The sequence below is a fragment of the Mycobacteroides sp. LB1 genome (assembly GCF_013449725.1).
In the GTDB taxonomy this organism is placed as follows: domain Bacteria; phylum Actinomycetota; class Actinomycetes; order Mycobacteriales; family Mycobacteriaceae; genus Mycobacterium.
In genome coordinates this window covers 276,644-300,164 of the sequence record NZ_JACCFF010000007.1, presented here as the reverse complement: position 1 = coordinate 300,164, position 23,521 = coordinate 276,644, and the positions used below count along the sequence as shown (strand labels likewise).

At 60.4% G+C, this 23,521-nt stretch carries 21 protein-coding genes; 12 read left to right on the top strand and 9 right to left on the bottom strand.

Going from position 1 to position 23,521, the window contains the following annotated elements; genetic code table 11:
- The first annotated feature begins 107 nt into the window (after positions 1 to 107).
- Both MLB1_RS23285 and MLB1_RS23280 read left to right on the top strand, forming a co-directional pair.
- Complete coding sequence (locus MLB1_RS23285; protein WP_180752281.1) at positions 108 to 1,832, top strand: ABC transporter ATP-binding protein; 1,725 nt, start codon at positions 108 to 110, stop codon at positions 1,830 to 1,832.
- Positions 1,829 to 3,724, top strand: coding sequence for an ABC transporter ATP-binding protein (locus tag MLB1_RS23280; RefSeq protein ID WP_180752207.1), 1,896 nt, complete (start codon positions 1,829 to 1,831; stop codon positions 3,722 to 3,724). The genes MLB1_RS23285 and MLB1_RS23280 overlap by 4 nt, the downstream gene beginning before the upstream one ends.
- On the opposite strand, the gene MLB1_RS23275 is transcribed toward MLB1_RS23280, so the two are convergent.
- The 4 genes from MLB1_RS23275 to MLB1_RS23260 form a co-directional block, all read right to left on the bottom strand.
- Positions 3,721 to 4,245 carry a hypothetical protein gene (locus tag MLB1_RS23275; RefSeq protein WP_180752206.1) on the bottom strand — a complete coding sequence of 175 codons (525 nt, stop codon included), beginning with the start codon at positions 4,243 to 4,245 and terminating at the stop codon, positions 3,721 to 3,723. The genes MLB1_RS23280 and MLB1_RS23275 overlap by 4 nt on opposite strands.
- Positions 4,246 to 4,346: 101 nt before the next feature.
- Positions 4,347 to 4,553: a hypothetical protein gene (locus tag MLB1_RS23270; RefSeq protein WP_180752205.1), complete on the bottom strand. Its 207-nt coding sequence runs from the start codon at positions 4,551 to 4,553 to the stop codon at positions 4,347 to 4,349.
- A 223-nt stretch (positions 4,554 to 4,776) separates the two neighbouring features.
- Complete coding sequence (locus MLB1_RS23265; protein WP_180752204.1) at positions 4,777 to 5,964, bottom strand: oxygenase MpaB family protein; 1,188 nt, start codon at positions 5,962 to 5,964, stop codon at positions 4,777 to 4,779.
- Positions 5,965 to 6,223: 259 nt separating this feature from the next.
- Positions 6,224 to 6,481, bottom strand: a complete 258-nt coding sequence (locus MLB1_RS23260) for a hypothetical protein (protein WP_180752203.1) — start codon at positions 6,479 to 6,481, stop codon at positions 6,224 to 6,226.
- 253 nt (positions 6,482 to 6,734) lie between these two features.
- Here MLB1_RS23260 and MLB1_RS23255 point away from each other — a divergent pair, with 253 nt between their 5' ends.
- The 8 genes from MLB1_RS23255 to MLB1_RS23220 are packed head-to-tail and all read left to right on the top strand — an operon-like array spanning position 6,735 to position 15,522.
- Positions 6,735 to 7,571 (top strand): ABC transporter permease, encoded by an 837-nt coding sequence (locus MLB1_RS23255; RefSeq protein ID WP_180752280.1) that lies wholly within the window; start codon positions 6,735 to 6,737, stop codon positions 7,569 to 7,571.
- Positions 7,572 to 7,573: 2 nt separating this feature from the next.
- A complete protein-coding gene (locus tag MLB1_RS23250; protein WP_180752202.1) occupies positions 7,574 to 8,431 on the top strand; it encodes an ABC transporter permease in 858 nt (285 codons plus the stop codon).
- Between the two features lies 1 nt (position 8,432).
- Positions 8,433 to 9,887, top strand: coding sequence for an MCE family protein (locus MLB1_RS23245; RefSeq protein ID WP_180752201.1), 1,455 nt, complete (start codon positions 8,433 to 8,435; stop codon positions 9,885 to 9,887).
- Positions 9,884 to 10,933, top strand: a complete 1,050-nt coding sequence (locus MLB1_RS23240; RefSeq protein WP_180752200.1) for an MlaD family protein — start codon at positions 9,884 to 9,886, stop codon at positions 10,931 to 10,933. The genes MLB1_RS23245 and MLB1_RS23240 overlap by 4 nt, the downstream gene beginning before the upstream one ends.
- The gene (locus tag MLB1_RS23235) at positions 10,930 to 12,000 is read left to right on the top strand and encodes an MCE family protein (RefSeq protein ID WP_180752199.1); all 1,071 of its coding nucleotides are present in this window, start codon (positions 10,930 to 10,932) and stop codon (positions 11,998 to 12,000) included. Before MLB1_RS23240 ends, MLB1_RS23235 begins: the two co-directional genes overlap by 4 nt.
- Positions 11,997 to 13,100, top strand: coding sequence for an MCE family protein (locus MLB1_RS23230; protein WP_180752198.1), 1,104 nt, complete (start codon positions 11,997 to 11,999; stop codon positions 13,098 to 13,100). Before MLB1_RS23235 ends, MLB1_RS23230 begins: the two co-directional genes overlap by 4 nt.
- A gap of 2 nt (positions 13,101 to 13,102) precedes the next feature.
- On the top strand, positions 13,103 to 14,218 hold the full coding sequence (locus tag MLB1_RS23225) for an MlaD family protein (RefSeq protein WP_180752197.1): 1,116 nt from the start codon (positions 13,103 to 13,105) through the stop codon (positions 14,216 to 14,218).
- A 2-nt stretch (positions 14,219 to 14,220) separates the two neighbouring features.
- A complete protein-coding gene (locus MLB1_RS23220; RefSeq protein WP_180752196.1) occupies positions 14,221 to 15,522 on the top strand; it encodes an MlaD family protein in 1,302 nt (433 codons plus the stop codon).
- Positions 15,523 to 15,779: 257 nt separating this feature from the next.
- On the opposite strand, the gene MLB1_RS23215 is transcribed toward MLB1_RS23220, so the two are convergent.
- The 4 genes from MLB1_RS23215 to MLB1_RS23200 form a co-directional block, all read right to left on the bottom strand.
- On the bottom strand, positions 15,780 to 17,741 hold the full coding sequence (locus tag MLB1_RS23215) for a hypothetical protein (RefSeq protein WP_255486104.1): 1,962 nt from the start codon (positions 17,739 to 17,741) through the stop codon (positions 15,780 to 15,782).
- Positions 17,742 to 18,025: 284 nt separating this feature from the next.
- The gene (locus tag MLB1_RS23210; RefSeq protein WP_180752195.1) at positions 18,026 to 18,688 is read right to left on the bottom strand and encodes a TetR/AcrR family transcriptional regulator; all 663 of its coding nucleotides are present in this window, start codon (positions 18,686 to 18,688) and stop codon (positions 18,026 to 18,028) included.
- A 101-nt stretch (positions 18,689 to 18,789) separates the two neighbouring features.
- A complete protein-coding gene (locus MLB1_RS23205; RefSeq protein ID WP_180752194.1) occupies positions 18,790 to 18,993 on the bottom strand; it encodes a hypothetical protein in 204 nt (67 codons plus the stop codon).
- 239 nt (positions 18,994 to 19,232) lie between these two features.
- Entirely contained in the window at positions 19,233 to 19,841 is a 609-nt protein-coding gene (locus MLB1_RS23200; protein ID WP_180752193.1) for a TetR/AcrR family transcriptional regulator, read from the bottom strand.
- Between the two features lie 68 nt (positions 19,842 to 19,909).
- On the opposite strand from MLB1_RS23200, the gene MLB1_RS23195 reads away from it, so the two are divergent.
- A complete protein-coding gene (locus tag MLB1_RS23195) occupies positions 19,910 to 21,424 on the top strand; it encodes an NAD(P)/FAD-dependent oxidoreductase (RefSeq protein ID WP_180752192.1) in 1,515 nt (504 codons plus the stop codon).
- A 331-nt stretch (positions 21,425 to 21,755) separates the two neighbouring features.
- Here the strand turns inward: MLB1_RS23195 and MLB1_RS23190 are convergent, their stop codons facing one another.
- The gene (locus tag MLB1_RS23190) at positions 21,756 to 22,952 is read right to left on the bottom strand and encodes an MFS transporter (protein WP_255486102.1); all 1,197 of its coding nucleotides are present in this window, start codon (positions 22,950 to 22,952) and stop codon (positions 21,756 to 21,758) included.
- An 88-nt stretch (positions 22,953 to 23,040) separates the two neighbouring features.
- Between MLB1_RS23190 and MLB1_RS23185 the strand changes: the two genes are divergently transcribed.
- Positions 23,041 to 23,460 (top strand): HIT family protein, encoded by a 420-nt coding sequence (locus MLB1_RS23185; RefSeq protein ID WP_180752191.1) that lies wholly within the window; start codon positions 23,041 to 23,043, stop codon positions 23,458 to 23,460.
- The last annotated feature ends 61 nt before the right edge of the window (positions 23,461 to 23,521 follow it).

Below are 23,521 nucleotides of genomic sequence, written 5' to 3'. Positions count from 1 at the left end.
CCCAACCTCACATGTGCACTGTAGCGGCACAAACCCGAGTCAACCACTGAGCTGCGGGTTTGTTGCCGGAGTCGTGTGCGACAGTTGTGCCCATGCCTCAGGGTCAGTTGCGGGCCCTCCTGTCACGTTATGTCCGCCCCTACCGCAGCCTGGTCGCCGTCGTCGTCACGCTGCAGATCGTCAGCACACTGGCGTCGCTGTATCTGCCGACCGTCAATGCAGCGATCATCGACGACGGGGTGGCACAAGGCGATACGCCCACGATCATGCGGCTGGGCATGGTGATGCTCGGGGTGACACTGGTGCAGATCGTCTGCTCGATCGGCGCGGTGTATTTCGGGTCCAGGACGGGTATGGGGTTCGGCCGCGATATGCGGTGGGCGCTGTTCCACCACATCACCGGCTTCTCCGCCGAGGAGTCGGCCGGATTCGGTGCACCTACGTTATTGACCCGCACCACCAATGACGTGCAGCAGCTGCAGCTGCTGGTCCAGGTCACCTGCACCATGCTGGTGACGGCGCCGATCATGTGCATCGGCGGTATCGCCATGGCGATTCACCAGAACGCAGGGCTGTCCTGGCTGCTCATCGTGAGCATGCCGGCGCTCGGTCTGGCCAACTGGTACATCGTGCGGTCGATGCTGCCGATCTTCCGCAGAATGCAGCGACTCATCGACGGCATCAATCGGGTCATGCGTGAACAATTGACCGGCATTCGGGTGGTGCGCGCATTCACCCGGGAAGCGGTGGAGCGCAACCGATTTGGGGCGGCCAACGCTGAAGTGTCCGAGGCGGCCCTAGCTGCGGGCCGGTGGCAAGCCCTGATGTTGCCCACCACCTCGCTGGTCATCAACACCTCCAGCGTGGCGCTGATCTGGTTCGGCGGGCTACGCATCGATCAGGGCCAGATGCAGGTGGGATCGCTGGTGGCCTTCCTGTCCTACTTCTTGCAGATCCTCATGTCGATGATGATGCTCACGATGCTGGCCATCATGGTGCCGCGCGCATCGGCGTGCGCCGAACGGATTACCGAAGTGTTCGAAACGGTCGGATCCATCACGGCCCCGGCGGATCCTGTTGGCGTCGACGCCATGGATCCCACCGTTGAGTTCGCTAATGCGGGGTTCCGCTATCCCGGCGCCGAACGCGCTGTTCTGGACGGGGTTTCATTCACGGCACGGCCCGGAACGGTCACCGCCGTGGTCGGCGCGACCGGATGCGGCAAAAGCACGCTGGTGTCCCTGGTCCCCCGTTTGCACGACGTGACGGCCGGTTCGGTACGTGTGGGCGGTAACGATGTGCGGCGGTATGACCCCGAGAACCTCTGGACCGTAATCGGTTTGGTTCCACAACGGGGATACCTGTTCTCCGGGACGGTGGAAAGTAATCTGCGTTACGGCAAGTCGGATGCCACCGAGGATGAGATGTGGGAGGCACTGCAGGTTGCGCAGGCGGCGGATTTCGTCCGAGCACATGGCGCAGGCCTACAGATGCCGGTATCGCAGGGCGGTATCAACTTCTCGGGCGGGCAGCGTCAGCGCATTGCGATCGCACGCGCGGTGGTTCGTCGTCCGAGTATCTACCTATTCGATGACGCGTTCTCGGCACTGGACGTGCGCACCGACGCGCGACTGAGAGAAGCGTTGCGCGGCGTTTCCTCGAGCGCGACTATCATCGTAGTGGCACAACGTATTTCGACGATCATGGATGCCGACCAGATCGTAGTACTGGAGGATGGCCGCGTCGCCGCGGTGGGTACCCATGCCGAGCTGCTGGGGTGCTGCGGAATGTACCGGGAGATCTGCGACTCGCAGGCGGTGTTGCAGGTATGACTCGAGCGATCGGATTTCGGGGCGTACAGCAGGGGCCCGCTGAACGTTCCCGAGACTTCCGCGGCACCGCCATACGGATGGTGAAGCGTCTCGCTCCGCAACGGCTTCTGACCGCCGCGGTGATTACCCTCTCGATGACGGGTATCGCGATCGGGGTAATCGGGCCGCGCATCCTGGGGCACGCCACCGATCTGTTGTTCAACGGAGTAATCGGACGGGAGCTGCCCGCGGGGCTCACCAAGGAACAGGCCGTCGAGGCCGCCCGCGCCCGGGGGGACGGCCAGTTCGCGCAGATGCTGTCCGGCATGAACGTCATACCCGGGACGGGTGTCGACTTCCGTGCGGTGGGGATGACGTTGGCGATGGCTTTGAGTTTGTATCTGGTGGCCGGGTTGTTGGCGTGGGCGCAGGCGCGGCTTCTCAACGTCACCGTGCAGCGGACCGTGGTGGCCCTCCGCGCCGACGTAGAAGACAAACTGCACCGGCTTCCATTGTCGTACTTCGATTCCCGGCAGCGTGGTGAGATTCTCAGTCGCGTCACCAACGATGTGGACAATATCCAGACATCTCTGCAGATGAGCATCAACCAACTGCTGAGCTCGATGTTGACGCTGGTGGCGGTGCTGGCAATGATGCTCAGCATTTCGCCGCTACTGGCCGCGATCACGCTCGCGACGGTGCCGATGTCCCTATGGGTGACACGCACGATCGCCCGCAGGTCGCAACGGCTGTTCGTGGCTCAATGGGCCAACACCGGGAAACTGAACGCGCATATCGAGGAGACGTACAGCGGTTTCACCATCGTCAAGACGTACGGGCATCGCGCGGAAGCGGAGGCGATCTTCGCGGATCGAAACGCCAAAGTATACCGAAGTTCCTTTGGTGCGCAGTTCTTCTCGGGGTTGGTATCACCGGCAACGGCGTTCATCGGAAATCTGAGCTATGTGGCGGTGGCCGTGGTGGGCGGCCTCAAGGTCGCCTCGGGCGATCTGACCCTGGGCAGCATCCAGGCATTCACGCAGTATGTGCGGCAATTCAATATGCCGCTGACGCAGGTGGCCGCCATGTACAACACTTTGCAGTCCGGACTCGCCAGCGCCGAAAGGGTTTTCGAGCTGCTCGATGCCGACGAAGAATCGGCGGACCCGGTATCTCCGGCCTCGATTCCTGTCGGGTCTCCCAGTGTCGAGTTCGAGAACATCAGCTTTGGCTACTCCCCCGATACCCCGGTGATCGACGGACTGTCACTCACCGTCGAACCGGGGCAGACGGTCGCGATCGTCGGGCCGACCGGGGCGGGAAAGACCACTCTGGTGAACCTGCTGATGCGCTTCTACGACGTCGACTCAGGGCGAATACTGCTTGACGGCGTGGATATCTCGATGATGAGCCGTCATGACCTGCGGTCGCGGATGGGGATGGTCCTGCAGGACACCTGGCTGTTCGGCGGATCCATTGCCGAGAACATTGCCTACGGGCGGCCCGGGGCCTCCGAAGACGAAGTTCGGGAAGCGGCACGTGCCGCCTATGTGGACCGGTTCGTGCAGACACTCCCCGACGGATATGACACCAGGATCGCCGACGACGGTGAGAACATCAGCGCCGGCGAGAAACAGTTGATCACTATCGCGCGGGCGTTCCTGGCGCGTCCACAGCTGCTAATACTCGATGAGGCAACGAGTTCGGTGGATACCCGAACCGAGCTGCGGATCCAGCAGGCCATGGCCGAGCTGCGCCGAGATAGGACGAGTTTCATTATCGCCCATCGGCTTTCCACCATTCGTGATGCCGACCGGATCGTGGTGATGGATGGCGGCAGCGTCGTCGAGAGCGGCACCCATGCTGAACTCCTGGCGCGCCGAGGCGCCTACTTCGCGATGACGCAGGCCTAGAGCTGCGGACCCTGGGTTCGCAGATCCCGAACCTCCGTCATGGCGCCGCGTAGCTTGTCCAGCCAGTCCTCGGTGTGCTCACCGACCAGCCGCACCGCCCAGGCCAGCGCGTCGGCGCGGGAGCGGGCGACTCCGGCCTCGACCAGAGTGTCGAGCACCTGACGCTCGGGCTGTCGCAGCCGCGTCATCACCGGAACGGCGATGTGGGTGAACAGGATTCGCTCTGTTGCCTCAGCGGCGCCAACATCGACACCCCAGGAAACCTTGCGTCCATACCGGGCCTGCGCCTCGTCGGCGATGCGCATTCGATGAGAGCGAGTCTCTTCCCGGAAGCGAGAGGCACGGCCCGATGCGCGAGCCTCGCTTTCTTTGTCGTCCTCATCGGCGGGCAGCCGACCAATGACCGTGATTTCTTCGCGGTCAACGACCACTTCGGGGTCACCGCTGAACCAGCCGTCGGGCAGGCGCCCGGCGAACCAATCCGCGGCGTCGGAAGCGTCGGATTGTTGATCTCGTTTCATGATTACAAGATTACATACTTACAACCGGCAGGGCGTTCGCCTACAGCGAACAGCGAGAGAGAAGCTGGGCGCGAGCTCGCACCCAATAATCGCGAGCTAAATCAGCTGCGGCGCATGACGATCGCGGCGCCACCGGCGAGCACGATGACGACGGTGAGCACCAGCGCCCAGCCGAGACCCGCGATCCACCACACCGCTCCGAGCACTGCCAGCACCGGGACGGCGGCGAACAGCGCCATCCCCGGGTGCTGACGGATCACCGCCAGCGCGGCACTTGCCCGCTGCTTATCGATTTCCTTACCAGGCATATCACCAGCATGCCAGGTGAGCGAGGTGCGCGCACTCATGCCGATTCTGGGATGAGCGGAAGAGTTCGTCGCACTGCGCGACGCCGCGGGGGCGAACTGCTGTTGTGTGAGAACTTTCTTTACTGCCCCAAGATTCCGCGGGTGTAGTGATCGCCGTCGCATGCCAGCCCTATGCCCTAGTTGGGCGGTCGCAGTGAGGAGTAACGCTTACATACATATGTTTCTAGCGCGCTGTCGTGGCGGAACGGTTTCGCAGGAAGTCCTGCGTCGTGGTGTGGCCGTTGTCGTGCGTGCTGTAGTCGAGGATTAACTTGTTCTTCTTCGCATACGCACGTCCCATTTTGTCAATCAACTTGCCCAAGAGTCCTGTTTCGGCGTGCGCTCGCCGACGAATTACGCCACTTCCCGGAACGTGGTCGACAACGTTGCTTGTGAGGGCCGCGATTTTCATACCTCGTCGTGTCCACCGCCCCGCTCTTGCGAAATCGATGTTCTCGTATGCTGTGTCGGCGAACGCCAGTCGCGTCGTCTCAGTGCCCATGATGAGCACGCCCAGCCCCGCGAGTAGGTAGGCAAAGAGCCACTTGCCTGTTTTGGATGGTTCCCCACGCGCGGTTTCCATTCCGGAGAGATGCACAAAATTTGTGATCAGCGAATCCAGGAGCTCAGCACGCTGCGGCCCCGGACGGCCTGACCGGGCCATCAGATAGTCAAAACTGCGCATCGCGTGCATGCCGCCCTTGGGAAGCAACGGGTCACTCACTCCGAACAGGTATGACCAGTACGAGAAGTAGTGCCAGATGTCGTCGTAGTCGTCGACGGTGCAGGTGCGGCCCAGCGCGTGATCGATCAGCAGACCAGTGGAGGAGGCCTCCCAGAATCCGCACAATGACGCGTTTGATATCGGGTTGCCGTGCTGGCGATAGTGCTCATCGCCCCAGGCTTTCCGGAGACCGTGCCTGGCGAACGAATGCATCAATCGGACGCGCAGCGCCAGCCGGTACCCGTCGCCGCCCGGCAGCACCGCCCCGCGCCGGCCCGCTTCGGAGACGATGAACATGGTCTCCGCCGTCCGGTTGGCCCCGTCGTAACGGAATCTCCCGCTCGCCCCGGTCGACGCTGAGACATCCGTGTTCAGCACCGTGTCGAATAGTCCGAACACTAATGTGGCGAATTGCGCGGGCAGCGAAACCGCTAGCACCCGCTGGCGCCCCCGTTCAGCTTTCACCGGATCAAACCATTCTGGGAGCTGCTCCATCTCCTTGAACAGGCGCAACAGCTCCTCGGGAGGATCACTTAGCGAATCGATGCCAGATCGCAACGCCTGCTCAAAAAGTGCCCGTCCTTCTTTCGTCCCGATCCGGTGAAACAGGGCGACCACCGCATCCATCGGCTCATCGCCCTGCCACATGTGGTCATCGAACAGCCGCGTCTCCGCTGTCGGGGCCACCTCGTCTTGGACCTCAAACCAATCGCTGAACAGGAACCCCCGGCAATACCGCCAAATCGGGTCCCATTCCGCCTTCGCCGGAGGTATAGGGCGCAGCGCCATCCCAGGTAGATATGTGTAATCGCAGCTAAGAGAATCGGATCCTTGTATCACGAGAACCGCAGCTCCTTGTCTAGATACGTTGCCGAAATACGGCACCGAACGCCTGTGGACTGGATCGTTAGACCGAAATTTCATGCCAACTACCGGTGGCACCCGGGAAACGGCGGTGCAGCCCGCCGATGAGGCGGTAGGACTCGTGGAGGTCCCGTCGCAACGAGGCCACGTGCTGGCGCTGGCGAAGTTCGGTGACGCCGTGGGTTGCGTTGTGCCGGAGGCGATGTTCGATGGCTGCCATCTTCTGCGACACCTCACTGGCATGCGCGTAGAGCGAGGCCAGCAGCAGCCGCGCCTGCGCGACAGAAACATTCTCATCCACACACGCATACTTTCACCGCACTCGTTAAAAATCTACATCTATCAAAAGATGTCACTTTTTATCACTTCTCACGTATGGTGTCAGCGATACCTGAGATCGTTCACGCCGAGCGAGTTAGCTTGTGACACTACATACAAGATCGGAGCCGCGCCGCTATGAACCGAGTCGTTCACATAGAGACAAATGTGTTGATACGTCCGGCGTGTGTCGGCCGGGCTGAGGAGCGGTAGTGGCGACACATCAGCTCAGCCCGTTGAGCGAGCCAAGTGCAGTCAGCACTATTCGGCTGTGGGGAGCCGGATATCTTGACCGCCATCCTGTGCGAGCCATCGCGACGGTAGGTCAGCAGTTCGTCTTGGGTGTCCACGCTGTCCGGTACCTGATAGCTGATGTTGGTCGCGGCCGGTTTCAGTTCGCGGAGTTCGTCCGCCAGGGGGCGTTCATGGCAAGCACTGCGGTTGTGCCGACCCTGCTGGTCGCGATGCCGATTGGGGTGACGCTTTCGATTCAGTTCGCGCTCATTGCCGGCCAGATCGGCGCCACATCACTTGCTGGCGCTGCAACGGGATTGGCGATCGTCAGACAAGGCGCCTCGCTCGTGGCCGCCATTCTTATGGCGACTGTCGTCGGTTCGGCCATCTGCGCCGACCTTGGTTCACGAACGATGCGCGAAGAGGTCGATGCCATGGAAGTGATGGGGGTGTCTGTGATCCAGCGACTCGTCGTTCCTCGACTGGTTGCAGCGGTTCTGGTGGGCGTCCTGCTTACGGGGGTGACCTGTGTGATTGGCTTCGTCGCCACGTACATATTCAACGTTTACTTCCAGAACGGGGTGCCTGGAAGTTTCGTGTCCACATTCGCATCGTTTGCGACGGTCAGCGACATGTGGGTCGCGCTGCTCAAAGCGGCGATCTTCGGAGCGATCGTGGCGGTCGTGGCTTGCCAGAAGGGGCTGAGTACTCGTGGCGGCCCCGCAGAGGTTGCCAATTCGGTGAATGCTGCTGTCGTCGAGTCGATTCTGGTGTTGCTGGCGATCAATGTTGCTGTCAGCCAGCTGTATATTCTGCTGTTCCCGCGAACAGGGCTCTGACGATGACAGTGTCCCGCTACATGCCACTCGGCGCCAGCCACGTCGTGCGCACTCTTGAATACGCAAGAAGGCCGCTGATCCGATTCGGCCACCTGGCGACATTCTTTCTTCGTGGGCTGACCACAGTTCCTGCGGCGTTGCGTTATTACAGCCACGAATTTCAGCGACTCGTCGCAGACATATTGTGGGGCAACGGTTCTCTCGTGGTGGGCGGTGGTACCGCCGCCGTGGTCGTCGCTCTCGGCGCCATAATGGGGGCGCTTATCGGAGTCGAGGGCTACAACATGCTCGATATGCTCGGACTGGGACCTGCGACGGGTTTCATCTCCTCGCTGGTTTGCACCCGAGAGCTGGCGCCGTTGATGGCCGCGATGGCTTTCGCAATGCAGGCCGGTTGCCGGTTCACCGCGCAGTTGGGGGCCATGCGTATTTCTGAGGAAATCGATGCGATGGAATCGCTCGCCATCCGGCCCATCCCGTATTTGGTGACTACCCGACTGCTTGCCTCATCGGTTGCTGTACTGCCCCTCTATATCGCCTGTATTGCCATCATGTACTTGTCCTGCCGACTGGTAGTGATGCTGTCAGGAAGCGGGTCGATGGGCTCATACATGCACTACTTCTCGATGACGCTCAGTGGCACCGACATCGTGTACTCGGTCATCAAGGCCGTGATTTTCGTGTGGATCGCGTCCACAATCCAATGCTATTACGGTTTCTACGCGGCCGGTGGCCCAGAGGGCGTGGGTATCGCCGCAGGCCATGCGATGCGCGCAACCATCACCGCGATCATCGCCGCAAATATGTTGCTGACGATGGCCTTGTGGGGGATTGATGCTGGCGCAAGGTTTGGTGGCTGAGATGCCAAGCATCTTCGAACCCAATGCCATCGGGCCGTCCGACCGAAGCCTGGCAGTGCGAGGTGTCGTCGTCCTGATCGTTCTTGTCGTCGCCACAGCGGTGCTTCTCGCAAAGTCGACCGGAGGGCTTGAGCGGCAGGTGCAGGTCACCGCGGAGCTGATCAATGTCGGTGACGGTCTGCCCGCACGTTCGGATGTGAAGTACCGCGGGATGCTGGTCGGTGCTGTCACCGACGTAATTCCGGCAGAACACGGGGTTCCGAATCTGGTTCGCTTGGATCTGAAACCCGATTTCGCAAAGACCATCCCATCGAGTGTTACCGCGCGCGTAGTGCCCAGCAATGTGTTCGCGGTGTCCTCGGTCCAGCTGGTCGATCGCGGCGAGGGACGTGCCCTTCAGAACGGCGATCGGATCGCGGAAGACACAGAGCTTCCCACCGTCCTCTTCCAGACAACAGTCAGCAAACTACGCGATATCTTGGCGGCGGGCGGCCGCAGCCGCGGCGACAATACGGTTGGAATCTTGGAAACCCTAGCCAAGGCCACCGCGGGTCGTGGCGACACACTGTTGGCCTCCGGAGCACAGCTCACACGTCTTCTTGACAGCCTCAACTCGGTCATCGCCACTGACACCGATGTATCCAACCCCTCGACCTTATCGGCGCTTGTGTCCGCGGCTCACGACCTTAAAGCCACGGCGCCAGATCTTTTCGATTCCCTCCATCAAGCTGTGGTACCGATGCGCACCTTCGCAGAAAAGCGCTCTCAGCTCCAGGATTTACTGAACAAGAGCCTGCATACCATCGGCACGACACGTGCAGCGTTCGACAACCATACCGACCGTCTCATCAGCATCACGACAGATCTGACACCTGTCGTTGGTGTGCTCGCAGAGCGCGGCGAGTCGTTCACCGGTGTCGCCAACAAGCTGAGTAGCCTCTCGGCCAAACTCATCGAGCAAGCATGGGACCCCGTGCGGCAGCGCGGAAATCTGAAGGCCATCGTCTCGTTTACTCCGACAACGCTCTACACCCGCGAGGATTGCCCACGATATGGGGAGCTTGAGGGGCCAAGTTGTCAGACCGCGCCGACACGGAAGTCCGGTGGTGTGACACCTGACGTACCTCCCCGCGCCTGGCCTGATCTACCGCCTCAGCTTCTTCCCGAAAAATTCATTCCGCCACCGGGTTTGGGTTCACTTCCACCTGATGTCGGTAAATTCGCTGACCCGTCAACGCCGATTCCCCCCGCAGGAGCCAACGATGCGGCGGCCCAACCATCGTCATATGGCGGCAACGTCGGACCAGTGGGCAGCCCACAGGAACGTGACCAGTTAGGCACCATCACCGGAACGCACGCCACATCCGCCACCCAACTATTGCTCGGACCCGTCGCCCGCGGAACAACCGCGCATATTGTCCCGCCCAGCTCGCCGGCCGGCCAGGAGACGAAATGAACTACCGCACACCGCTGCTCGGACTATCGATCTTCGTCGTGATATCGACAGTGTTGACCTGCATGGTCTTCACGACATTGCGGCGCAATGTATCGGGGCCCACAAACGTGTACTCGGCTGTGTTCAGTGACGCCTCCGGCCTGCGAGAAGGCGATGACGTCCGCATGGCCGGCGTCCGGGTCGGGCGGGTTCAGAGTGTCCAGCTTGTCGAGGACACTCTCGCAAAGGTCGTCTTTCAGGTCCAAGACGACCAACAGGTTTACGGCAACACCGTGGCCTCTGTCACTTACCAGAACATCGTCGGGCAGCGATACCTCGGCCTCGCTCTGGGACACACCGGCGGTCCTGCCGAGCTGGCGCCCGGTAGCGAGATCCCCCTCGAGCGCACCGAGCCGTCATTCGATATCGGCCTGCTGCTCAACGGATTTGAGCCCCTGTTCAGTGTTCTCGACCCAGGCAAAGTCGATGACTTGACGAGTGGAATCATCCAGGCGTTGCAGGGCGACGCCAATTCCATCACCGGACTGGTCGACCGGACGGCGACCATGACTGAAACTCTCGCGGGCCGGGATGAGCTGCTTGGCGACGTGATCACCGGACTCAACCAGGTGGTCAAAAGCCTGGCCCAGCAGAACAACAACCTTAATTCCGTGCTGGTACAAAGCAGACGGATCATCACCGATCTGAACAGCCGCAGGGCCGCGCTGGTCTCGAATATGGGGTCCATTGCGGCTGTCATCCGGCGTCTTTCGGATATCTCGCAATCGGTGTATCCATCACTGCGAGAATTGATTAACCGACAGCCTGGCTTCGCGCAACACATGGCAGATATCGAGCCCCAGCTGGCGTTCTTCGGAGCCAACCTCCCCGTGATGATGAAGACCGTCTCCAACTTCTTCGGACAAGGCGCCTATGTCTCGGCATACGCCTGCAACTTTGATATCTACGTGCTACCCGGTCTGTGGCAAGTCATTCCGCAGATCCTGGACAGAGCGGATCCGTCAGGGCATCCCACCAATTCGCCGAAATGCAGGCCAGCCGGATGAAGAACCGTACTTACTTGTTCACACGGTTCTCGAGGACGGCAACCACGCTGCTTCGACGTCCGCTGACGTCCTGGAACGCAGTCACCGTCGGGCTCACCACGATCTGTGTGGTCGTGGTGCTTGTCGCGACCACACTACTGATCAACAGGGTCGGTATCGGCTATACACGCTACCGGGCCGAGTTCTTGCAGGCCGCCCAAATCAGGCCGGGTGACGACGTCTCCATCGCTGGAGTCTCCGTGGGCAAGGTCACCGGCACCGAACTCGCCGGTGACCGCGTCATCGTCGAGATCCGGGCGCGGGACAACGTGCGGCTGGGTGCGAGCACTACTGCCGGTATCAAGCTGACCACTTTGCTCGGTTCGCGGTATCTGGAACTCAAACCCGGACGAACCGGTGCTCTGACTAACCGCACGATCCCGCTCGCGCAAACGACGGTGCCGTACGACCTGCAGGCCGCCCTGCAGGACGCGACGAGCACCTTTGAACAGGTAGATGCAGAACAAGTCGGAACCTCGCTGACGGTCCTGAGCCATCAACTCGAAGGCCTGCCACCGATCGTCCCCCGGGCGGTGAAGGACATCAAGGATCTATCTTCCATTGTCGCAAAACGCCGCAACGAGGTCGGCAGTCTGTTGGAGAGCACGGCGTTGATAACCGGAACCTTGCGCAATCAGCAAGCAAGTATCGGCTCACTGGTCAGCCAGGGCCGCGACGTGCTCGCCGAATTCCTGTCCCGGCGAGAAACGTTCCACCGCATGTTATCCGCTGTCACCGGGCTGCTCGACGTGCTCAATAAGGTCGTGGTCACAGACCGGGCGGGTATCGACAACATGTTGACCAGCCTGAAAAGAATGACCGCACTGATCAGTGACCATGACGACTACTTCCGAAATCTGCTGCAGACCTCCCCTATCGTTCTTCGGGAAGTTACCAACGCGTTCGGGACGGGCAATTCGATTGATATCCACCTCGCCAACGGATTTGTCGTCGACTCCTGGATGTGCGCAATCAGCGGACGGGCCACACAGTTGAACGTGCCCCAATATTTCAAGGATTGCAAATGACTCGACGCTTACTTGCGGCGCTTGTTCTGATCATCGCAGTGACAATCGCGGCCGCGGCCACGTGGCCGCAAATAGGTCCGGTGAATCAGCAAGTCACTCTAACAGCGCAATTCGCTGATGTGTCCGGTCTGTACGTCGGCAATGTGGTGTCTGTGCTGGGAATGCCGGTCGGTACGGTAACTACCATCACGCCCAACGCCGACTATGTAAACGTCACCTTCACCGTTGACAAAAAGATCAAAGTTCCAGCAAACGTGCAGGCAGTCACGGTATCGACCTCTATCCTGACCGATCGCCATATTGAGCTCACTCCGCCCTATCGCGAGGGACCAGCGCTGCGGGACGGAGATCTTATTGGCCTCGCCAGAACAAAAACTCCTGTGCAGTTCGACAGAGTGCTCGCAATGGTTGACCGCCTCGCGAAGGCGCTGAAGGGCGAGGGCAACGGGAGCGGACCCGTCGGTCACCTGATTGCCATCGGTAATGAGGTGACATCAGGCCGCGGACCGGAAATCAAAGACGCCCTTGACCAGCTCTCCCAAGCCATGAGGCTTAGCGCCGATGGCGGCACGCAAACCAAGGACAACATCACCCGGATAGTCGCTAGCTTGAGTTCTCTGACCCAGGCGGCAGTCGACAACGACACCACCATCCGGAAGTTCGGTTCGGATGTCCACCAGCTAAGTCGGATACTGGCTGATGAAGATTTCGGTTCAGGAACCGCTGGCAAGCAGATGAATCAGCTCCTCATCGAGGCTGCTGACCTCCTGGATAAGAACCGCGACAGCCTCAAAAAGACGATCCTGCAGACGACAACCATTACCGACACTGCGGTAAACAAACAACGTGAGATCGCGGAGGTTTTCGACGTACTACCCCTGCTCGCGGGCAATATCGGCAACGCCGTCGATATGGAAGGCGGAGCAATCCGGGCACATTTTCTGCTCGACAAGATGATGTTCGACAGCGGTCTTACCAAAGAGATATGCAATCTCATGGGACTTCGTCAACTTGGTTGCAGCACCGGCACTCTCCAGGATTACGGACCAGATTTCGGTTTAACATACATGCTCGATGGACTGGTAAGGATGGGGCAATAGCTGTGCGCACCAAAACCATTCGGCACGTTGCCGCTGTCATGGCCGCAGCAGTGGCGATCCCGCTGACGCCCGCGTGCAGCACCGGATTGGAAAGCCTGCCGCTCCCAGCGCCGGCGCTCAACACCACGAGTTACGCACTGAACGTCGTTTTCGCTAATGCACTGAATCTTCCCGCCAGAGCACACGTCAAGCTCGCCGGCGCGGATATCGGCGAGCTTGAGTCAATATCGGCGAAGGGTTACACCGCCCATACAACCTTGCGTATCAGAGCAGGTATCCGCATCCCCGTGGGCACCACCGCTGAACTCCGGTCCGCGACCCCCCTGGGCGATGTATTCGTCTCGCTGAAGCCGCCCGCATCGGCCGCCGATGACGCCCCTCTGCTCGGTGACGGAGCAACTATCGGGCTGGAATCCACCACATCGGCGTCCACTGTCGAAGCGGTGCTGAGCTCGGCGGCAGTACTGGTAAACGGTGGGGCAGTCCGGAACATGACTAAGCTGACCAATAGCCTGGGAAAGGCCGCCGGTGGCAACGGTGCGGCGTTTGCCGACATCCTGCGGAAGTCCAATCAGCTGCTGACGGCAATGAACTCTCGCTCCGGTCAATTCGAAGCCGCGCTATCCGAATCAAATCAGCTAGCTAAAATCCTCACGGCAAGTCAGGACCAGATCACTGACATCTTGGCGGCCGGCGCTCCGGCCACCGAAGCACTGGCAGACAATACGGGGCAGGCTGCCGAGATGATCGGCCAGCTGAGTGGGATAACCCGACAGCTCTCCAGGTTCCCATCAATACAGGGCACGGACACCCGCAGCATCCTGGCGGATGTCAACACGATCTCCGATAAGTTCAATCAGGTTGCGACACATCCCGATCCGCTCCTATGGGGCATCAATCGGCTGCTACCCCCGTTCATTAAGACAGCTCAGGGCACAGCCATCCCAGGACAAATCGACGTCATGAAAATCGCGCTCGGATCGATACCCGATATCGGGTATCCCGGTGATCCCGGGTTCCACGGGCCGAAACGAGCTGACTGGGATGCGATGATCGGCTCGTTCCGGTACAGCTTGCTCCGCCTGCAGGAACGCGTTGTGGGTGCAGGGCCGAAATAGCCATGACAACAAGCCTTTTCGAGCCCTTAGCCCGGGGCGTGCTGACGATGGTCCAAGCAGGGATGCGGCGCCGGTCCCTGACCTCGGCCATCGCCGTAGCTCTGATCCTGGCGCTTGGTCTCTGGTACCTCATGTTTGGGGCGCTGCGCGTCAACCCCGCCGCTTCCACGATCGCCGTCAGGATTCACCTTGCGGAATCCGGCGGGCTGCTGCCCAACCAAGACGTTACTTTGCGGGGTGCACCGATCGGGCGGATCGAATCCATCGCTGCCGACGGCAGCGGCGTCACCGCGGTCGCCAGGATCGACTCCAGTGTGCAGATTCCAGAGAGCAGCACCGTAGAGGTCTCGGGCCTTTCCCCGGCCGGCGAGCAATACGTGAACTTCCGGGCCGATGGCCGCTCCGGCCCATACCTGGTGGCTGGCAGTGTAGTAGATCAGCAGCGAACTTCCGTTCCCGTTTCGCTAGCGCAGATGCTCGCCGACTCGGACGGGCTACTTGCCCAAATCGATCCTGTCAAACTTCGCGCAATCACACGTGAGCTGGGCGTGAGCCCCACTGCACCCGAAAAGCTATCCGCAATTCTCGGCGGGGCGACGTTCCTGCTCTCGACACTTGATGCGGTACTGCCGGAGACGGTAAGCGTCCTCAAGAACAGCCGGCTGATTCTGACCACACTTAGCGATGTCAATCCTGGGTTATCGGAGACGTCGCGAAACCTCCGTCCGCTCCTTCATGGCATTGCGGCGATGGATGGCGGCTATCGCTCCATGCTGGCTAACGGGCCCGACACACTGGCCAAGCTTGACGCACTGTTCGCCGATAATTCCGACACCATGGTGCAGCTCCTGGGGAATCTGGCTGTCATCGCGCCGCTGTCGTATGTGCGCGTGCCCGCACTCAATCAGTTCCTTCGCCCGGACCGGGTATCGATGGTCGATGCTCTCGGTGCCGCGGTACACGACGGTGGCCTCTGGGCGATCGCCGATATCTATCCCCGCTACTCCTGCGACTACAGCACACCCCGAGAACCACCGTCAGCTGCTGACTACCCCGAGCCGTACGCCAATACTTCGTACTGCAGCAACCCTGATCCTGCGGTATTAGTACGGGGAGCCCGTAACGCCCCCCGACCGGCCGGGGATGACACCGCGAACCCTCCACCCAACGCTGATCCGTTGCAGCGAACAGACCCAACTCCCAAGGGAAGATTCTCAATACCCACGCCGTACGGTGGTCCCACACTGCCCATCGATCCCCCGCCGCCGCCCGAGCCTGTATCACCGCCCCGGTCAGGCAACTAGAGGGAAGCGGTCAGGCTCGCAGTTTGCCTGGACGCGGCTGCCTAACCTTGAGTGACTGACGCGATATGTCACGAGATAAGTCGGCGCAAGACAGGTCAATGAGAATGTATGATCTCGGCGCCGAAAGGTGCGGGATCGTGGTGAACTATCGGAGACGAGACGTTCTTTGCGAGATTGCGGCAAATATGGAACAAAATTCCATCCTGTACGGCAGGATACTCCTTGGTCGAGGAGTGTCGATTATCGTAGCTTCCTCGTCATGCTCTGAGCTGTGAGAGGTCGGCATGGCGGGCGGGGCGCAAGATAAATTGGCTACGCTCGTTGAGACTTATCTCAGTGAAGGACTCTCCGATACTGCTGGCGGTGATCTCTGAATGTACAGCCCCATTGACGAGAAGATAGCGTACCCCTGGATCCAAGTTTTCAAATTTGAGCTTGGTCTTCGCTTGAGGGCCATTGCCCGGTTGTAGCGTTATATAAAGAGATTCGTTTTTGACGTGTGCGCTGACTACCATGACATCAGGGAATGCGACTTGCGCCAGTCTTGGGCCGGACTCGGGTGCGTTGGTTGCAGTAGCCCGGTAAAAGCGGGCGCTGATATATCCGATATTTGTTACGACGGATAGTTTCGGGAAACGCATCGCGCCGTCTAGTTCTACCGGCTCATAGGTGGCATCAATGATATTAAGCATCGCTTTTAACACCTCCGTATCGCCCATGACACCCGCCGCGGCCGCCAGGGCCGAGTATGTGGTCATCAATGACGGCCGATACGTGCCCGGGTCGACGCGCTCCCAGGGCGCCATCTTCACTTTGGGTATGGATTGTGTCAGGTCGATTACCTGCATTCTCATTACTTCCCAGGTGCGAGTAGCGATATCAGGCAACACGGGCAGGAGTGCCATGGCAATCGCTGCATCGACGGCGGCCATGCGCAGAGTGGGCAACGTCAGCCCTAGACGGCTCGAACGCATAAACAGCAGGCGCCCGGAGAAGCCCATAAAATTGTTTTCCAGTGAGTCACGGAAGCGATCCGAAATCTGTTGCGCTAGACCTGTGCCGTGATTATGGTCGTATGATGCTAGCCCCGCTAGGGCGATTGAATTACATACCGGATAAACGAAGTTTGGTTCACACGGATAAAGGCAGAGGTTACTGTTTAGCATGTTGGCGAGTACTGCGTGAGCCACGCGATGCTGATCGTATTCGAATACATCTTCTTTATGATGGAAGCTGAGCGACCCGGCCTGATCGAACGTGCTATCCCCGGTCACTGTTTGGTACGCCCCGAGCATAGTGGCCAGATAACCACTGAACATGACATTGTCTTTGACTATAGGATCATGACCGACTCTGAAGTTGCCGATTAGGCTCTCCCAGAACCAATAGCCCCAAACCTTGCGGTGGGTCATTTTGGTAATTAAGGCGTGTTGAGCTTCAGCAAGATAACCCCCAAATGCTGGCGCGTGTGAGGCTTGGTAATTTGCGAGCGCAAGTTGGGTGGTGAAGAGCTGATAACGAAGCGAGCTCCCTTGGAACTGTTCTAGCAGATCGAAACCCTCGAAAGAATCGAAAGGCTGCAATGCAAGATTGACCGTGTACCTCGCGAATGCCATGTCTTTTTCGGTCAGCTCATCCGGTTGCGCGTGCCGCGACGTTGACACCCCAATTCGTTCCGCGTGCCGTTGCACAAGCTTACGATTAATGACCTCGACAGTATGTTTGCTGCGTTGCCATGCCCAGTATCGCCAAACAAGCGAACCCACTACCACACCAGCAGTCGCCAGCGGCACCATCCACAAGGCTGAATGCCACAGCCCGCCGTGGTGGGCATGTCCACGCGAGTGATACTCAGCGTGATGGGCTGCTAGCGCCGCCGTAGCTATCCAGGCGATCGGCCAGACAAACATTGCGCCGGTCAAGATCCAGATCAACCCACCCACGACCACAGCCGCCACCGACACCAGTGCCATGACGACGTCAGCTGCGTACCAGAAGCCACCCCCGGGCACGATCAGGCCCAATCCGAAGGCTCGCCATCCAGTCGAAGGGGTGACCGCTGCCAGCGCGACCCCTAATGTGAACACCATAAAATAGACAAAAAATGTCTTCTGAAGCTTTCGGGCCGTCGCCGGACCGGATATCCGGTCTCGCACAGGCAGCAGGCACGCTTCGGATCCGTACTCCATTGGTGCACTTTGGCTATAGACGTTCGACATTGCCCACCCTTACAGTTGCAGAATGATCTGTTGTGTCATCGTCGGCGGCTTACTCGCCGTCTTGCTCGCGCCGCTAAGAGTGGCGTATAGGATTTTCAAGCCCGCACCAAATCAGTTTCCGCCCAGCATATTTCGAGGCTTCGAACTGAACGAAACCGTCGCTGACGAGGCGCCTGCCACGCGAGCCCACTAAGCGTCATGCCGATGACGGCTGGCGAGATCCACGATCTGCAGTATATACACAGATATGCGATGTTTGTATATATAATGTGTCGACGGGTGGTTTAAGTGAAGACAGGCTCAGGATCGGGTGGATGGGCCATCAGCGCCGGCAAAACGAACACGCGGACGTAACGTCTGACCTGGTCCGGATCGCTAACTCCCGGGACGAGTTCAAGTAACAGACCCAGCGCCACCGACAGCACATATCTGGCCGCATCCGCCGGACGCACTCCATCTCGGATATTGGCCACCTGCCCGCTGAACACACCCGCGTACATCGACGTCAGCAGATCGGCAAGACTGGGCGCGTTGACGATCAACGACGCCACCGTGCCCCGGCCATCCCGGTCAGCCAGAACACGCAGCAGCGGATTAGCACCCACTTCCACCGACACTGCAACCATCGACTCGGTAATGATCTCGCCGAGGTCATTCAGGACGATCAGCCGACCGGCCATCTTGGAGATTTCACTCATGGTTGTCCGGACCACGAGCGCGTCCATCAAATGGTCACGGTTCCTGAAGTGCCGATACATGACAGCCCGGCTATACCCAGCTTCCCGGGCGATTGCCTCCATCGTGGACGCGGCATATCCTCGCTCCACGAAAAGCCGCTCGGCGGCATCAAGCAGCTTCGCTTGGGCTTCTTGAGCAGTGCTGCCTCCACCGACTGGTCTGCCGCGGCTGCGCGTTTGCGACGCAGCATCATCTGATTCGTGCGCCACGAACGGCTCACCTCCTCAGAACAACATATCGCCAGCACCGCACCGTGAACCCGGATCACTCCCACAGCGTCAAGACCAGAGCAATCCGCCGCATCGGAAAGTCAATCTGCTGGTACTCCTGTCGACTCGGGATTCACCGGCGCAGTCTGTATGTCGATGCCGAACAGGTCGCGGTAGGTCTCAAGTAGCTGAGCGCCATCGATGAGTTCGTGTCTGCTCTTGAGGTCGCCGTCGACGACGATCAGGGTGTGGCCCACGAGCGAGATCCGGGCGCTCTCCGTGGGCAGAAGATGGAGTCCGGGCAACGGCGACGCCACCCTAGGCCGTGCCACTCGGCAATACATCGCCCGTCGCCGACGCGGCCAGCGAGGGAGGTAGCCCGTTCGAGTCGGACTGGGTCCGGATACCCATCGATTAGGCTAGCGCTAGCTCTAGTGGCGTTGTTGTACGAGCGGGCAGCAGCGCCGCGTAACAGGTGCGCGTTCTTTGGTTAATCCATTTTGCCCCAAGGAAATTGGCCGCACCTTGTGGGGGGCCGGGCTGGTTACGTATCCGGCCTGGCGGCGGGGGGCAGTAACGCGGCCAGGAACATTGCGATGTGTGAGCCGGGGATGGCGGGGTCCGCGGCTCGTTGCAGGCCCAGGCCTAGAGCAAGCGCCAACGCCCCGATCATGAGGTCGTTGGGGTCCGCGGGGAGCTCGATGCCGGCGCGCTCGGCAACGGCAGATAACACCGCGGCGCCTGTGGCACGCAGCCGCGCATAGCGGAGGGCGTTGGCTTCGCGGATCTCCTCGTCATCAGAGGCTGCTGCCATGACGTCGAGTTCCAGACGGGCCCAACGGATATCGCCGATAGTGGCAGCACCCCAGGCCGAAAATATCTCCAGCATGGACTCCCAGGTGGCGGACGACTCGTTGAACTGTTGTTGCAGCACTGCGGCTTCGCGCTCATACAGCAGGTCAATCACTGCTAGGCCGAGTTCAGTCTTGCCCGCGAAATTCGAATAGACCGCACCATGGGAGAACCCGGCCGCGTCAGCGACCTGGCCGATCGAGGTGGCGCGGAAACCGTTCCCGAGGAACAGCACTGCCGCGGCGGACAGGATGCGTTCGCGAGTCCGTTGCTGACTCTCGGCCCGGGTAAACCGTTGCATGTTGGCATCCTAATGTGTGATGATCCCCTAATTCAGATTATTGGATCATCTAGATTAGGAGATCATCCGTGGTTGCAGCTGTTGTGCGCGAGGTCATCGTCATCGGCGGTGGGCTCTCCGGAATTGGGGTGGCGATCAAACTTGACCGCGCCGGATGCAGTGACTTTTTGATACTGGAGGAAGGCGATGGCGTGGGAGGTGCCTGGCACTGGAACACCTATCCGGGTGTTGCAGTGGATATCCCGTCATTCAGCTATCAGTTCTCCTTTGAGAAGCACCCGGACTGGTCGCGGGTTTACGCACCTGGCAGTGAGCTGAAGGCCTACGCGCAGCGGTGCGCAGACAAGTACAGGCTATGTGGCCGGATCCACTTGAATACCAGGGTCACTGCAGCGCATTTCGACGAAAGCACGCACGTGTGGCGGCTAGCGACATCCAGCGGCTCCGAGTACCTTGCGCGACACGTCGTGCTGGCCACTGGTGTGCTCAGTCAGCCCAAACCACCGGCTATCAATGGACTGACCGACTACCGGGGCACCGTTGTCCACACCGCACGCTGGGACCACACCATCGATCTGAGGGGCAAGCGTGTGGGGGTCATTGGCACAGGCGCCTCGGCGGTGCAACTGATTCCATCGATTGCCCCCGAGGTCGAGCAACTAGTGGTTTTCCAGCGCACACCGATCTGGTGTTTCCCCAAGCTCGATGCCACGTTAGGCCCCCGATTCCGAGGCATTCTGAGATACGTACCGGGCGCGCAGCGGGCGGCTCGATTGGTCAGTCAGATTTTCGTCGAGCTCGGGTTCCCGATCTCCATTCACTTCGCCGATCGGCTGCCACTGTTGGCATCCGCGCGCCGGGTTGGCGACAGATTCCTGCAGCGTGAGGTGTCCGATCCGGTCGTGCGAGACAAGCTCACGCCACTGTATGCAGTCGGTTGCAAACGTCCCACCGTCTCCAACCATTATCTGCGCACATTCAACCGCTCGAACGTTCATCTAGAGACCAGCGCTATCGAAGCCGTCACCACCTGCGGTGTGCGTACCGTCGACGGCACCGAACACCCAATCGATGTCCTCGTCCTGGCAACCGGATTCAAGGTCTTCGAGGCTGGCAACATGCCACCGTTCCCCATCACGGCCGGGCACCGCGACCTCGGCCAGTGGTGGGACCAGCAGCGCTACCAGGCATACCAAGGCGTTAGCGTGCCAGGCTTTCCGAACCTGTTCGCAATCCTGGGCCCCTACGGCTATAACGGCTCCTCATATTTCAACCTGATTGAGACCCAGAGCCGACACATCGTGCGCTGCCTGCGGCACGCACAGAAACTGCGCGCCACCCGGATCGAGGTCACTGAAGCAGCCAACACCCGCTACTGGCAGCGGATGCTGAAGCGCCGCAAAGGACAAGTTTTCTACCGCAACGATTGCTCACAAGCAAACAGCTACTACTTCGACAAGCACGGCGACGTACCCTTCCGGCCCGCCCTAACAGTCGAAACCATGTGGGAAAGCGCCACATACAACCTCAACAACTACACCTACGCCCCCGCTACCACAGCCGCCCGACCAACCTCCAGCTGAAATTGACCGTGAGCAGCGCGTCTGGCGGTGCACCACGACAACGCGGACACCACTCCCGCCGCCACCGCCAATAGTCAAGCGACCTGAATCGTTGCCAGCAGACCAACCGCCGCGCGTGCCACCGTGATGGATTACAAAACTACCTGGTGCAATCCGGCTTACCTTGCCGCGCAACATGACTAATGGTGCCCAGAATTCAGCTAGCAACACTTCCGACGCCGGCGGGGCTGCGACGAACACAAGCCAGGGCAGAAAAGAGATAGGTTAGATTAACAACTTGCAAGGTTGTCGATTTTGGTGGACCGCCTGGAACCGTTGTGACAGAAGTGAATTAGCGAGCCGCACGGGAGCGGGCCGCAACGGTAATCAACTCTGCCAACGCAATCGCACCCGCCGCGACGGCGGCAGTGGCCGCCCATCCGAACCATTCGACCGCGGTGGCGCCGAACGCGCTGCCCACGCTTCCACCGACGAAGTAGACAACCATGTAGGCGCTGTTGAACTGCGCCGGTGCGTTCGGCTGGATGGCCAACACGGTGCTCTGGTTCGCTACCTGAGCCGCGAACAGTCCAGCGTCGAAAAGACCAAGGCACACGAATACCACCGCACTGTTGGAGAGCGCCACGCAAAGCCCCAGAGAGGCAACAAGAGTCACCGCCAAGCCGATGACGACGACCCGGTGTGCCCCGACGCGGTCGGTCCATGCCCCCGCAATCCGTGTCGCGCCAATCCCGGCCAGCCCGGCGAGAGCATAGAGACCGATCTGTTCCGGGGAAAACGAGTAGGGCGGCTGGGACAGCGCTACGGCTAACCCCGACCAGATCGCGCAGAAAGCGAAGAACCACAAGGCGCCCCGCCCTGCCGCAAGCCGCAGCGCACTCCATCGAAGGTAAAGCCCGGGAATGCCCCGCAGGGTCGCGAGATACCCCGTGTTCACAGTTCCGGACGCGCCCGGCAGCACAACCAACGCGGCGACCGCAAGAATTGCACAGGCGGACGCGAACACCAGAATCATTCCGCGCCAACCGATCAGTTCTACCAGCCAGCCTCCGACGATTCGGCCGGCGAGAATTCCAGCCGAGATTCCGGCAGTAACGATTCCTAGGTCGGTGGCGCGACGACGGGTTTCGGCGAAACGCCCAGCCACCGAACTGAGCTGGGCCCCAACCGATGACACGGCCCCGACCACACCGATGGCGATCCCAAGGATCCACGCGCGTCCTGCGGCCGCGTTCATCACCAAACCCAGCGCCATCACCACGAACTGAAGACACACGACCTTTCGGGGTGCGAATCGATCGACCAGCGGCACCAAGACCGCCAGGCCGATCAGGTAGCCGACCGGACCGCAAGCCAGAGCCACACCGACGTCGGTGATCGAGCCATGGACCGACCCCGCCACTGTGGCGATGGCCGGCTGAAGCGGATAGATCGCGGCAGTACCGACAGCAGCCGCAAGGGCCATGAACCACACCGTGGGGCGAGAAAGCACGATGGCGGCGGGAGGAGGACGTAACTCGGTATCCATGGCGGCAACGCTAGAAACGCCGCGGCAAGTGCGCTGGCGGGAATCGGCCGACATAGTTGGCCAACCGACGCCCCGCTACGGTGTGCTCATGTCGTGTGTCTTTTGCGCCATCGTCGCCGGCGAGTCTCCGTCGTTCCGCGTGTACGAGGACGAGGCCACGCTCGCCTTCCTCGACATTCGCCCCATCACCCGCGGGCACACGCTGGTGATCCCGAAGGCCCATGCACAGGACCTCGTGGACCTGAAGCCCGATGACGCCGCCGCCATCATGACGGTCGGCCAGCGCATCGCCAACGCCATCCGGGGTTCGGAACTACGCAGTGACGGCACCAACCTGGCGCTCAACGATGGCCGTGTCGCATTCCAAACGGTCATGCACGCACACCTGCATGTGGTGCCCCGCCATGGCGGCGACAAACTGGCCTTCGCCAAGGGATTCGTCGTCCGTCGCGATCCTGACCTGGAAGGGACCGCCCGCATCATCCGCGAGGCAGTGCACGCCGACTAGCAGGGCGCCGGTCCAACCAAAGAAAATCGCTCGACCGGCCGCACCAGCCGCTGCTACGTTT

Excerpts from the sequence above, each read along its gene's own strand:
- MLB1_RS23230 (WP_180752198.1), top strand. The coding sequence starts at position 11,997 with ATGACTCGACGCTTACTTGCGGCGCTTGTTCTGATCATCGCAGTGACA.
- MLB1_RS23270 (WP_180752205.1), bottom strand. The coding sequence starts at position 4,553 with ATGCCTGGTAAGGAAATCGATAAGCAGCGGGCAAGTGCCGCGCTGGCG.
- MLB1_RS23240 (WP_180752200.1), top strand. The coding sequence starts at position 9,884 with ATGAACTACCGCACACCGCTGCTCGGACTATCGATCTTCGTCGTGATA.
- MLB1_RS23220 (WP_180752196.1), top strand. The coding sequence starts at position 14,221 with ATGACAACAAGCCTTTTCGAGCCCTTAGCCCGGGGCGTGCTGACGATG.
- MLB1_RS23235 (WP_180752199.1), top strand. The coding sequence starts at position 10,930 with ATGAAGAACCGTACTTACTTGTTCACACGGTTCTCGAGGACGGCAACC.
- MLB1_RS23280 (WP_180752207.1), top strand. The coding sequence starts at position 1,829 with ATGACTCGAGCGATCGGATTTCGGGGCGTACAGCAGGGGCCCGCTGAA.
- MLB1_RS23185 (WP_180752191.1), top strand. The coding sequence starts at position 23,041 with ATGTCGTGTGTCTTTTGCGCCATCGTCGCCGGCGAGTCTCCGTCGTTC.
- MLB1_RS23265 (WP_180752204.1), bottom strand. The coding sequence starts at position 5,964 with ATGTGGCAGGGCGATGAGCCGATGGATGCGGTGGTCGCCCTGTTTCAC.
- MLB1_RS23250 (WP_180752202.1), top strand. The coding sequence starts at position 7,574 with ATGACAGTGTCCCGCTACATGCCACTCGGCGCCAGCCACGTCGTGCGC.
- MLB1_RS23245 (WP_180752201.1), top strand. The coding sequence starts at position 8,433 with ATGCCAAGCATCTTCGAACCCAATGCCATCGGGCCGTCCGACCGAAGC.
- MLB1_RS23275 (WP_180752206.1), bottom strand. The coding sequence starts at position 4,245 with ATGAAACGAGATCAACAATCCGACGCTTCCGACGCCGCGGATTGGTTC.
- MLB1_RS23200 (WP_180752193.1), bottom strand. The coding sequence starts at position 19,841 with ATGCAACGGTTTACCCGGGCCGAGAGTCAGCAACGGACTCGCGAACGC.
- MLB1_RS23190 (WP_255486102.1), bottom strand. The coding sequence starts at position 22,952 with ATGGATACCGAGTTACGTCCTCCTCCCGCCGCCATCGTGCTTTCTCGC.
- MLB1_RS23215 (WP_255486104.1), bottom strand. The coding sequence starts at position 17,741 with ATGTCGAACGTCTATAGCCAAAGTGCACCAATGGAGTACGGATCCGAA.